The following is an 11,723-nucleotide window of genomic DNA, read 5'->3' on the forward strand; positions in this document are numbered from 1 at the left end:
CATACCATCGGGCCTCGTGCCTGACAGGAGCGGCGAGAGTCCCGGGATGGCTCATCGCATCGCGCGGTTGGTCGCCGTGGTCGCGGACATCGCCGGAATCCTGCTGTGCGCAGTGGTCCCGCTGCTGCCGGTCAGGCAGACCACCGCGACGATCCTGTGGCCGCAGAACCCCAGCGGCAACGTCTCCGACGTGACCGCGGCGCTGGTGTCCGGGGCGCCAAGGGCACTGGACGTGTCGATCCCCTGCTCGGCGATCGCGACGCTGCCGCCGTCCGGTGGGCTGGTGTTCTCCACAATTCCGCCGGGCGGCACAGACGCCACCAAGTACGGGCTGTTCGTGCGGGCCAACGCCGACACCGTCGTCGTGGCCTTCCGCGACTCCGTTGCTGCGGTCGCGCCTCGCGCCGCGGTGGCCTCCGGCGCCTGCAGCGCGCTGCACGTGTGGGCCAACGTCGGCGGGGTGGGCGCCGACTTCGCCGGCATCCCCGCAGCGACGGGAACGCTTGCGGTGGAGGAGAAGCCGCAAGTCGCCGGCATCTTCACCGACCTCAAAGTGCCGCCACAGCCCGGCTTGAGCGCACGCGTGGACATCGATACCCGGTTCATCACGTCGCCGACGTTGCTCAAGCAGGCCGTGATGGTGCTCGGCGTGGTCTGCGTGGTCGCGGCGATCGTCGCGCTGGCCGTACTGGACCGCTACTCGGGCCGGCGGCCGCGCGGCAGCCTTCCACGACGGCTGCGGGCCAACGTCGCGACCTGGCTGGCCGACGTCGGCGTCGTCGGCACGCTTGTCCTGTGGCATCTGATCGGCGCGACGTCGTCCGACGACGGCTACAACCTCACGATGGCGCGGGTGTCGCACAGCGCCGGGTACGTCGCCAACTACTACCGGTTCTTCGGCACCACCGAGGCCCCGTTCGACTGGTATCAGTCGGTGCTCGGCCAGCTCGCCTCGGTCAGCACCGCCAGCGTGTGGATGCGGCTGCCCGCGACCCTGGCGGCCATCGGGTGCTGGCTGATCGTGTCGCGCGGCATGCTGCCGCGGCTCGGGCGCAAGCTGGCCGACAACCGCGTGGCGGTGTGGACGGCAGGCGCGGTGTTTTTGGCCGCCTGGCTGCCGTTCAACAACGGGCTGCGGCCCGAGCCGATCATCGCGTTCGGCACGCTGCTCACCTGGATGCTGGTGGAGAGCTCGATCGCGACTCGCCGACTGTGGCCGGCGGCGGTGGCCGTGGTGGTCGCCACGCTGGCGGCGACGGTCGCACCGCAAGGTCTGATCGCGCTCGCACCGCTGCTGGTGGGTGCGCGCCAGATCGCGCGGATCGTCGCGCGCCGCCGGGTCACCGACGGCCTTCTGGCCCCGATCGCCGCGCTGGGCGCGTCGCTGGCGCTGATCGTGGTCGTCGTGTTCCGCGACCAGACACTCGCGACGGTCGCCGAGTCGGCCCGCATCAAGTACGTCGTCGGCCCGACGATCGCGTGGTATCAGGAGTTCCTGCGCTACTACTTCCTGACGGTCGAAGACAGCGTTGACTCGTCGCTCACCCGCCGCTTCGCGGTGCTGGTGCTGCTGCTGTGCTTGTTCGGAATGCTTGCGGTGCTGCTGCGCCGCGGCGGCGTGCCGGGGCTGGCCGGCGGGCCGGTGTGGCGGCTGATCGGCACCACCGCGGTCGGGCTGCTGCTGCTCACGTTCACCCCGACCAAGTGGGCGGTGCAGTTCGGGGCGTTCGCCGGCCTGGCGGGAGCGCTGGGAGCGGTGACTGCGTTCGCGGTGTCGCGGCTGGGACTGCACAGCCGCCGCAACCTCGCCCTGTATGTCACGGCGCTGCTGTTCGTATTGGCGTGGGCGACATCGGGCATCAACGGCTGGTTCTACGTCGGCAACTATGGGGTGCCGTGGTTCGACAAGCAGCCGGTGATCGCGCGGCATCCGGTGACCTCGATGTTCTTGGCGCTGGCGATCGCCACCGGGCTGCTGGCCGGCTGGCTGCACTTCCGGATGGACTACGCCGGCCACACCCGGGTGGCCGACAACCGCCGCAACCGCATCCTCGCGTCGACGCCGCTGCTGGTGGTGGCGGTCATCATGGTGGTGCTGGAGGTGGGGTCGATGGCCAAGGCCGCCGCGCAGCGCTATCCCGTCTACACCACCGCCAAGGCCAACATCGACGCGCTCGCGTCCGGGCTGTCGAAGACGAGCTGCGCGATGGCCGACGACGTGCTCGTCGAACCTGACACCAATGCCGGTCTGCTGCAACCCGTTCCGGGCCAGCCGTTCGGCCAGTACGGGCCGCTGGGCGGAGCCAACCCGGTCGGGTTCACGCCCAACGGCGTCGGCGACAAGCTCGAGCCCGTCGAGCCGGTGTCGGCCAACCCGGGCACCGTGAACTCCGACGGCTCGCCGAACAAGCCCAACGTCGCCGTCGGCTACCTGGCCGGCACGGAGGGTGGCTACGGCCCCGTCGGGGTCAACGGGTCGCGGGTGTTTCTGCCGTTCGGCCTCGATCCGGCACGCACGCCGGTGATGGGCAGCTACAAGGAGAACACCGTCGCGGCCAAGGCCACCTCGGTCTGGTATCAGCTGCCGCCCCGGACGCCGGACCGCCCGCTGGTGACCGTCGCCGCGGCCGGCGCGATCTGGTCCTACGACGAGGACGGCGCGTTCAACTACGGCCAGTCGCTGCGGCTGCAGTGGGGTGTGCGCCGCCCTGACGGCAGCTTCCAGCCGCTGTCGATCGTCCAGCCGATCGACGTCACGGCAGCCGAGACGGCGCCGCAAAAGGCGTGGCGTAACCTGCGATTCCCCCTGGCCTGGGCGCCGCCGGAAGCCAATGTGGCCCGCATCGTCGCCGACGACCCGAACCTGAGCTCGGATCAGTGGTTCGCGTTCACGCCGCCGCGGGTCCCGATCCTGGAAACCGCCCAGCAGCTGCTCGGCTCACAGACGCCGGTGCTGATGGACATCGCCACCGCCGCGAACTTCCCGTGCCAGCGGCCGTTCTCGGAGCATCTCGGCGTCGCAGAGTTGCCGCAGTACCGGATCATTCCCAGCCACAAGCAGATGGTCGTGTCGTCGAACCAGTGGCAGTCCGCCGAGGACGGCGGCCCGTTCCTGTTCACGCAGGCGCTGCTGCGTCCGTCGACGATTCCGAGCTATCTGCGCGACGACTGGTACCGCGATTGGGGTGCGATCGAGCGCTACGAGCGGGTGGTGCCCGCCGAGCAGGCACCCGACGCGGTGATCGAGCAGGGAAGTGAGATCGTGCACGGGTGGACTCGCGTCGGACCGATCAGGGCGCTGCCGTGACGGGTTCTGACGCTCTTACCGCAAGCGGCCCGTCCGACGTCTTCGCCAACGCCGACCGCCAGCCAGGCCGCGTCGACGAAGTACGCCGCGACGTCTCCGTGGCCCGCTGGGTGGCGACGATCGCCGGGCTGGTCGGGTTCGTGTTGTCGGTCGCGACACCTCTGCTGCCGGTGGTGCAGAGCACCGCGACACTGAACTGGCCGCAAAACGGGGCGCTAACCAACGTCACGGCGCCGTTGATCTCGCAGGCGCCGGTGTCGATGAACGTGACGGTGCCGTGCGACCTGATCCGCAGCATGCCCCCGCAAGGTGGCCTGGTGCTGGGCACCGCTCCGAAGAACGGCAAGCAGGCCGCGCTCTTCGGGCTGCTGGTCAACGTCACCAGCTCGCGTGTCGACGTCGTCGACCGCAACGTGGTGGTCGCGAGTGTGCCTCGCGCGCAAGCGGTTTCACCGGCTTGCCAACGACTCGAGATCACTTCGTCGGAGGCGGGGACCTTCGCGACCTTCGTCGGGCTGACCGACGCCACGGGTAAACCGCTGCGCAGCGGGTTCGCCGACCCGAACCTGCGGCCGGCGATCGTCGGGGTGTTCACCGACCTGGTCGGGCCCGCGCCGCCCGGACTCAGCTTCTCCGCGGTCGTCGACACCCGATTCTCCACCAAGCCAACGACTTTGAAGCTCGCCGCAATGATCCTCGCGGTCGCGGCGACCGTTATCGCACTGCTGGCGTTGTGGCGCCTGGACCGCATCGACGGCCGCCGGATGCATCAGCTCATCCCGGCCCGCTGGCGGTTCTTCACGGGCGCCGACGTGGTCGTCGTCGGCGGATTCCTCGTGTGGCACATCATCGGTGCCAACTCCTCCGACGACGGCTACATCCTGCAAATGGCCCGCACCGCAGGCCATGCCGGGTACATGTCGAACTACTTCCGCTGGTTCGGCAGCCCCGAGGACCCCTTCGGCTGGTACTACAACGTGCTCGCGCTGATGACGCACGTGAGCGATGCCAGCATCTGGATGCGCCTGCCGGATTTGATCTGCGGGCTGGTGTGCTGGCTGCTGCTGTCGCGGGAGGTGCTGCCGCGATTGGGGCCCGCGGTCGCGTCGAGTCGGGCCGCGATGTGGGCGGCGGGGCTGGTGCTGCTGGCGGCATGGATGCCCTTTAACAACGGGCTGCGGCCCGAGGGTCAGATCGCCACCGGTGCGCTGATCACCTACGTGCTGATCGAACGCGCGATCATCTCCGGACGGCTGACGCCTGCAGCGCTGGCGATCATCACCGCCGCATTCACGCTCGGCATCCAACCGACGGGGCTGATCGCGGTCGCCGCGCTGCTGGCCGGTGGCCGTCCGCTGCTGCGCATCCTGGTGCGCCGCCACCGGGTGATCGGCACCTGGCCGCTGGTGGCACCGCTGCTGGCTGCTGGTTTCGTCGTCCTGACGGTGGTATTCGCCGACCAGACACTCGCAACGGTGTTGGAAGCCACCAGGATTCGCACCGCGATCGGCCCCAGCCAAGAGTGGTACACCGAGAACCTGCGGTACTACTACCTGATTTTGCCGACGGTTGACGGATCTCTGTCGCGGCGCTTCGGATTCCTGTTCACCGCGCTGTCGCTGTTCGCGTCGATGTTCATCATGTTGCGGCGCAAGAGGATTCCCGGAGTGGCACGCGGGCCGGTGTGGCGGCTGATGGGCGTGATATTCGGGACCATGTTCTTCCTGATGTTCACCCCCACCAAGTGGGTGCACCACTTCGGCTTGTTCGCCGCTGTGGGTGCGGCGATGGCGGCGGTGGCCACGGTGCTGGTGTCGCCCTCGGTGCTGCGATGGTCGCGCAACCGGATGGCGTTTTTGGCGGCGGTGTTCTTCACGCTGGCGTTGTGCTTCGCCACCACCAACGGCTGGTGGTATGTCTCCAGCTACGGCATCCCATTCAACAATGCGATGCCGAAGATCGGCGGAATCACTGTCAGCACAGTGTTTTTCGCCTTGTTCGCGGTGACCGCTCTGTATGCGGTATGGCTTCACTTCGTGGCGCGGGAGCATGGCAGCGGGCGGCTGGCGCGACTGCTGACCGCGGCACCGATCCCGTTGGCGGCGGGTCTGATGGTGGTGGTGTTCGTCGGTTCGATGCTGGCCGGTGTGGTGCGCCAATATCCGACGTACTCCAACGCCGCGGCGAACCTGCGCGCGTTCGTCGGCGGCTGCGGTCTGGCCGACGACGTGCTCGTCGAACCCGACACGAACAACGGCTTCCTGCGGCCACTGCCCGGTGACTACGGCCCGCTGGGCCCGCTGGGCGGCGCGAAACCGGTGGGCTTTACGCCCAACGGCGTGCCGGATCAGATTGTGGCCGAGTCGATTCACGTGAACCTGCCGCAGCCCGGCACCGACTACGACTGGGACGCTGCCACCAAGCTGTCGCAGCCCGGGGTGAACGGGTCGACGGTGCCGCTGCCGTACGGGCTGGATCCGGCTCGCACGCCGGTGGCGGGCAGCTGGGTCGAGGGGCCGCAGCAGCAGAGCAGGCTGACGTCGGCGTGGTACGACCTGCCGCCCGCCGACGACGGCCATCCGCTGGTGGTGGTGACAGCGGCCGGGACGATCAGTGGCTACAGCGTGCTCAACGGGTACAGCAAGGGCCAATCCGTCGAGTTGGAGGTGGCGCGGCGTGGTGCCGACGGAGGGTTGGCGCCGGCTGGGCGGCTGGTGCCCTACGACCTCGGGCCGACGCCGTCGTGGCGCAATCTGCGATTTGCGCGCTCAGACATCCCCCGTGACGCGGTGGCGGTGCGGGTGGTGGCCGAGGACCTGTCGCTGACGCCGGGCGACTGGGTGGCGGTGACACCGCCGCGGGTGCCGGAACTGCGTTCAGTGCAGGAGTACGTCGGCTCGACGAAGCCGGTGCTGATGGATTGGGCTGTGGGACTTGCCTTCCCGTGCCAGCGGCCGATGTACCACAACCTCGGTGTCACCGAGATCCCCGCCTTCCGCATCACACCCGACTACACCGCCAAGAAGCAGGACACCGACACCTGGGAAGACGGCCTCAACGGCGGGCTGTTGGGAATCACGGATCTGCTGCTGCGCGCCCATGTGATGGCGACCTACCTGTCGCATGACTGGGGCAGGGACTGGGGGTCGCTGCGCAAGTTCGACACGATCGTCGAAGCCACGCCGGCCACATTGGACGTCGGCACCGCGACCCGCAGTGGCCTGTGGAAGCCCGGCCACATCAGGATCAAGCCTTAGGGCCGCGAGCGTGCGTGTTAGTACACCGACACGCCGACGCATTGCGTACAACGGCGCACGCTCGTGCCACCGGACAAGCTCATTGCGGCGCATACACGAGGTTCAGCACGCCCGTCTTGAACGTCTGTGAGGACAGCAGTTTGAGCGGTATCGCGTCGCCGTCCCCAAACAGCCGCGTGCCTTTGCGCACGGCAATCGGATGAAGTAGTAGGTGCAGCTCGTCGAGCAGCCCCGCGTCGAGCAGCTGGCGCACTACCGACACCGAGCCGCTCATTGCGATGTCGCCGCCGGGTTCGTTCTTCAGTGCGGGGACGGCCTCGAGCAGGTCTCCGCCGAGTTGTTCTGAATTGCGCCAGGTGAACTCGAGCTTCTGGCGGGAGACGACGATCTTGCGGGCGTCGCCCAGCTTCTTGGCGAATTCCGCTTCGTCGCCATCGCCTTTCTCCCGGTCTGGCCAGGCTCCCGCGAAGCTGTCGTAGGTCTTGCGACCGAGCAGGATGGTGTCAGCCGTGCCGAGCGTGCCGTCGACGGCGGCACCCATTTCTTCGTTGAAGTAGGGGAAATGCCACTCGTTGGGCGCCTCCACGACGCCGTCGAGCGCGATGAAGAGCCCCGCTTTGATCTTTCTCATGCCCGGATAGACCGCCACGCACGGGAAAAATCATCGCGCTCGTCGGGCCGCGAAGGTGCGCTGCGGTACAGGTTGTGCGGCGTGCCGCTGTTCAGACACGCACCCTCGCGGGAATTAGATCGGGAGCAGTCCGTGCTTGCGCTGCACGCGGTCCCACTTCTGCTTGTCGCGCAGCAGGTGCAGCGACTTGCGCAGCAGCAGCCGGGTCTCGTGCGGCTGGATCACCGCGTCGATGAACCCGCGCTCCGCCGCGATCCACGGGATTGCCATGTTGAGGTTGTAGCCCTCGATGAACTGACGCTTCACCTCTTGTGCCTCAGGCGCATTCGGGTCGGGGAAGCGCTTCATCAACAGCTGGGCGGCGCCTTCTGCGCCGATCACCGCGATCCGCGCGGTGGGCCACGCGAAGTTCAAGTCGGCGGAGAGCTGCTTGGACCCCATAACCGCGTACGCGCCGCCGTAGGACTTGCGAATCGTGATCGTCACCTTCGGCACATCGGCTTCGACCACCGCGTTGAGGAACCGGCCACCGCGCTTGATGATGCCGTTCTTCTCCTGCTCGACACCCGGCAGGAACCCAGGTGTGTCGACGACAAAAACCAAAGGCAGATTGAAGGAGTCGCAGAACCGGACGAATCCGGCCGCCTTGTCCGAGGCCTCGTTGTCGATCGCCCCGGCCAAGACCATGGGCTGATTCGCGATCACGCCGACGGGCCGGCCGTCGACACGCGCGAACGCAGTGATGATCGCCTGGCCGCGCTGCGCACCGACATCGAAGACGTCGCCGTCGTCGAAGATGCGCAGCAGGATCTCGTGCATGTCGTAGGCCGCATTGTCGGAGTCCGGCACGATCGAATCCAGCTCGAGATCGTACGGCGTGATCTCCGGCTCCAGCCCCGGGTTGACGATCGGTGGGTCGTCAAATGTGTTGGCGGGCAAGAACGACAGGTAGTCGCGCACATATTGGAACGCCGCTGCCTCTGATTCGACGACCTGGTGGATGTTGCCGTAGCGCGCCTGGGCGTCGGCGCCACCGAGTTCGTCGAGCGTGACATCTTCGCCGGTGACGTCCTTGATCACGTCGGGTCCGGTGACGAACATGTAGCCCTGATCACGCACCGCGACGACGAGGTCGGTCTGGATCGGCGAGTAGACCGCTCCCCCGGCGCATTTGCCGAGGATGATCGAGATCTCCGGCACCATGCCGCGCAGCAGCTCATGCCGGCGGCCCAGCTCGGCGTACCACGCCAGCGACGTCACCGCGTCCTGGATGCGCGCGCCGCCCGAATCGTTGATGCCGATCATCGGGCAGCCGACCATGGCCACCCACTCCATCAGCTTGGCGACCTTGCGGCCGAACATCTCCCCGACCGTTCCACCGAACACCGTCTGGTCGTGGCTGAACACGCCGACCGGCCGTCCGTTGATACGGCCGTGCCCCGTCACCACGCCGTCGCCGTAGAGCGCGTTCGGATCACCCGGTGTGCGGCACAGCGCGCCGATCTCCAGGAAGCTACCGGGATCCAGCAGCGCGTGGATGCGGGCGCGGGCGCTGGGGATGCCCTTCTTGTCGCGCTTGGCGGCCGCCTTCGCCCCGCCGGGCTCCTTCGCCAGCTCCAGCTTTTCGCGGAGTTCGGCCAACTTCTCGGCCGTGGTGTGCGCGCGGCTGGTTGACAGAGTCTCAGTCACAACACGCAATCCTAAAGGAGGCCTCCATCCCGCCTCGAATCACGACAGGTTACTCGCTGGCCCTCAAGGATCTGCTGGATCCTAGCGAGCAGATCGCCCGGGATGTCACCAGCGGCGTCTTTCCACGCGACCAGGCCGTGCAGGAGGTTGGACGGCTCGACGCTCAGTTGCGAACCGAGCAACACCGTCTTTCTCGCTTCGTTGCTTCTACTCGAGTGATTTAAGCGATACGAAATCTCAACTTGCTGCGAGCGGGCACCGAGCCCCGTCGATCCGGTTTTGGGAGTGATCGACTCGACTAGCTCACGCCGGATTTCGGTCGTACTGCCCTTGGCTAACCGCACGGTCAACGTCGACGGAGAGATGCGCAAGAACGAATGTCGCCACATGCGAACCGCACCGTACAACGCCAATGGGCCCACCCCGAGAAGGATGGTGCCGACCAACCATAGCCACGCCGGCGGCCGACCCTGATGATTAAGAGCCGCGCCAATAGCGGCAATCCCTAACAGCGGAATCAGCACTATCGCGCCGTAAGCGTTGCTCTCGTACCAGGGAATGTAACGGCAGACAATCTCGTCGCCCGACCGGCTGACCCCGGCAGCCAAAAGCTTGCGCTGCCCAATCAGGATGATGCCGCCGCCCACAGCGGCACCGAGAGACAGATACCAGGCCGATCCGAATAGCAGGTTGAGACCTGCAAGCAAGAAAAGGGTGCAGGCGATGGCATAGCGGAATAGGCGCCTGCGAGGCCCTTTCGCCCTCCTAGGCCCATTAATGACCCTTTGCATTCCCGCTACCGAGACGCCGTCGCAAATACATCCGCCGCGGAGTGCTCACGCGTCGCGGCGGCCGGACTTTAGTGCGATGACTGCGGCAGTGATCGACGTGGCCATAACCGCGATGTTGACGTATCGCAGCCTGTCCCTTGTCAATGCGTCGTGAGCGAGAAAAGCCGCGATGACAAGCATCGAGCAGGCATAAAGTACTTGCAATCGTCGCGCCCGTTGCGCGCCATTGCGTGCGCCACATTGAACCGCGCGACGCAAGGCGAGCCCAATCAGCAATCCCAGCGTGGCCGCAGCCACCACCAACGGCATCATCTACTGCATTGGTCCAGTGAGACAACACCGTCTACGACGGCGGAGGCACCAGCGAGGATCCCGGCAGTGGAAGCCCCAGCGGTTACTCCTTCGGCGGGTACCGACACTGCGATCCCTACGACACCGGCGAGGATTTCACCGAAATCTTTGAGCTGTTCCTCCCCGCTGCAGCCTGGAAATCCAGGCCGGGGCACCTGGGTGTTTGGCCCATCCGGCGGCGCAGCTGTGATGACTACCGGGGGTGGCGTGGGTCGCGGTGGCAAGTTGATCGGTTCGCCAGTGACCGGTGGGGGTGGCGGAGTGGGCGGGGTCGGCGACGGCCCCTGCCTGAAGTCCACCGTCTGTACCACGGCGCGCCCGCGGTCCGTGACGATCTCAGCGTCTGCTGCTGACGAAACCTGGGCTGCGACACCCTGCGAGTCGGTGCCGGTTTGGCGGTTTCGATGAGGCGACGCTAGCCGATCTTGCAGAATTCCAATGTGCTGGGATAGCGGTGCGGCGGCGTTGGTGAGCCGGGCTGCGGTTTCATTGTCGATGGCTAGCAGGCGTTCCACCTGGGCGGTGATGTGCTCGGCGTGTGCTTTAGCTTGGGCTCGGCGCGCGGCCTGCGTCGAGGGGTTCAGATCCAAATTCCGGTCATTGATTGACAAATCCTCGCCGACCGTGAAGCCGTTGGCCTCCGCTCGCTTCACCGCGCGTAGTGCGGCATGTTTGGCGTAGGCGATTTCATCAGCGCCGGCGCGAGCGTTGCTGGCTGCGTCGCGCATGTTGTCGGCAACTCCGGTGGCGATGTCGCGATTCTTGGCGGTCTGCGCTAAGGCCGCCTCGGCGCCCTGCCCGTGCCATTCGCTGCCTCCCGGATACGTCGCTTCGCGATGCACTGCGGTGAATGACTCTTCCCACTGCTCAGCACAGCGTTGCCAGTGAACGGCGGCGTCGTGCAGATGGGTGACATCCCAGCGCCGGATTGCGGAAAGCGTCAACAAATTTGCTCCACAGAGGCCAGGTTTTCGGCATTGCTCGCGTCTCGTGCGGCGTACCGGTGTGCGGCTAGGGTGGCGAGGTCTCCGGTGCCGGCAACGAGACGCCCAAGGACGTAACCAACGCTCGACACAGTTGAGTGAAATTCGCTGACCGCAGCCGCGCTGGCCTGCCCGGTGGCCGAAACAGCCGGTGGGCAGGCAGCTATCTCGGCCACATCAGCCGCATGCCGCCCGCACACCGCGGCAAAGCCCAAGAGGCCCTCCGCGTCGACGATGACTCCGTCTGCGTCCATGCCATGAGCTTAAGGTCAATTGTCGACAGCCAAGCGCGCTAATTTCGGTATCGCTGAGATCTGCAAGCAGGGAAAGGGTCCTCGACACGGCTATGGTTGACCTGTGGCGTCACACCGTCGAACGCCCGCGACCGGTGGGCGCTGATCCAAGTCAGCTCACCGCCGACGATTGGCAATTTCTGCAGACGTACAAAACCTGCAATGGCGCGCACGAACGCGCCGTCGCCGCACTACTATCCGCCTGCCCGAGGAACTCATGACCGAGATTGCCGCGGCCGTAGGCTGTTTCGTGCTAATGGCGCTGTTCGTCGCCGCCTCGTTGTGGTACTTCAAGCGCATCCGCGATGGGCGGGCCGACCCTCTCATCAACCCGACCTCGACCACCGGCATGCGACCCAGCAGCCCGCCGCCACCGCTGCACGATCCCCCCGATCCAGATTAAGACTTCACCCCAGCGGCG

7 protein-coding genes and 1 pseudogene are annotated in these 11,723 nt (G+C 66.6%); 3 read left to right on the forward strand and 5 right to left on the reverse strand.

Annotated features, from left to right (window positions below; translation table 11 throughout):
* The first annotated feature begins 46 nt into the window (after positions 1-46).
* On the forward strand, positions 47-3,307 hold the full coding sequence (locus tag AC5Y39_RS14015) for an arabinosyltransferase domain-containing protein (protein WP_500021278.1): 3,261 nt from the start codon (positions 47-49) through the stop codon (positions 3,305-3,307).
* A 70-nt stretch (positions 3,308-3,377) separates the two neighbouring features.
* A pseudogene (locus tag AC5Y39_RS14020) lies at positions 3,378-6,564 on the forward strand (arabinosyltransferase domain-containing protein); the annotation flags it as partial.
* Positions 6,565-6,643: 79 nt separating this feature from the next.
* Here AC5Y39_RS14020 and AC5Y39_RS14025 read toward each other — a convergent pair.
* From AC5Y39_RS14025 to AC5Y39_RS14045, 5 genes are all read right to left on the reverse strand, one after another.
* Positions 6,644-7,195, reverse strand: a complete 552-nt coding sequence (locus AC5Y39_RS14025) for a dihydrofolate reductase family protein (protein ID WP_500048231.1) — start codon at positions 7,193-7,195, stop codon at positions 6,644-6,646.
* Positions 7,196-7,309: 114 nt separating this feature from the next.
* Positions 7,310-8,872 carry an acyl-CoA carboxylase subunit beta gene (locus AC5Y39_RS14030; RefSeq protein ID WP_500021276.1) on the reverse strand — a complete coding sequence of 521 codons (1,563 nt, stop codon included), beginning with the start codon at positions 8,870-8,872 and terminating at the stop codon, positions 7,310-7,312.
* Between the two features lie 23 nt (positions 8,873-8,895).
* A complete protein-coding gene (locus AC5Y39_RS14035) occupies positions 8,896-9,675 on the reverse strand; it encodes a hypothetical protein (RefSeq protein ID WP_500021195.1) in 780 nt (259 codons plus the stop codon).
* A gap of 45 nt (positions 9,676-9,720) precedes the next feature.
* Complete coding sequence (locus tag AC5Y39_RS14040; protein ID WP_500021193.1) at positions 9,721-9,984, reverse strand: hypothetical protein; 264 nt, start codon at positions 9,982-9,984, stop codon at positions 9,721-9,723.
* Entirely contained in the window at positions 9,984-10,970 is a 987-nt protein-coding gene (locus AC5Y39_RS14045; RefSeq protein WP_500021191.1) for a hypothetical protein, read from the reverse strand. Before AC5Y39_RS14045 ends, AC5Y39_RS14040 begins: the two co-directional genes overlap by 1 nt.
* Before the next feature lie 549 nt (positions 10,971-11,519).
* On the opposite strand from AC5Y39_RS14045, the gene AC5Y39_RS14050 reads away from it, so the two are divergent.
* Positions 11,520-11,705 (forward strand): hypothetical protein, encoded by a 186-nt coding sequence (locus AC5Y39_RS14050; RefSeq protein ID WP_500021189.1) that lies wholly within the window; start codon positions 11,520-11,522, stop codon positions 11,703-11,705.
* The last annotated feature ends 18 nt before the right edge of the window (positions 11,706-11,723 follow it).

Source organism: Mycobacterium sp. NGS39 (assembly GCF_059812765.1).

Coding starts and splice junctions, on each gene's coding strand:
- AC5Y39_RS14015 (WP_500021278.1), top strand. CDS start 47: ATGGCTCATCGCATCGCGCGGTTGGTCGCCGTGGTCGCGGACATCGCC.
- AC5Y39_RS14025 (WP_500048231.1), bottom strand. CDS start 7,195: ATGAGAAAGATCAAAGCGGGGCTCTTCATCGCGCTCGACGGCGTCGTG.
- AC5Y39_RS14035 (WP_500021195.1), bottom strand. CDS start 9,675: ATGCAAAGGGTCATTAATGGGCCTAGGAGGGCGAAAGGGCCTCGCAGG.
- AC5Y39_RS14040 (WP_500021193.1), bottom strand. CDS start 9,984: ATGCCGTTGGTGGTGGCTGCGGCCACGCTGGGATTGCTGATTGGGCTC.
- AC5Y39_RS14050 (WP_500021189.1), top strand. CDS start 11,520: ATGACCGAGATTGCCGCGGCCGTAGGCTGTTTCGTGCTAATGGCGCTG.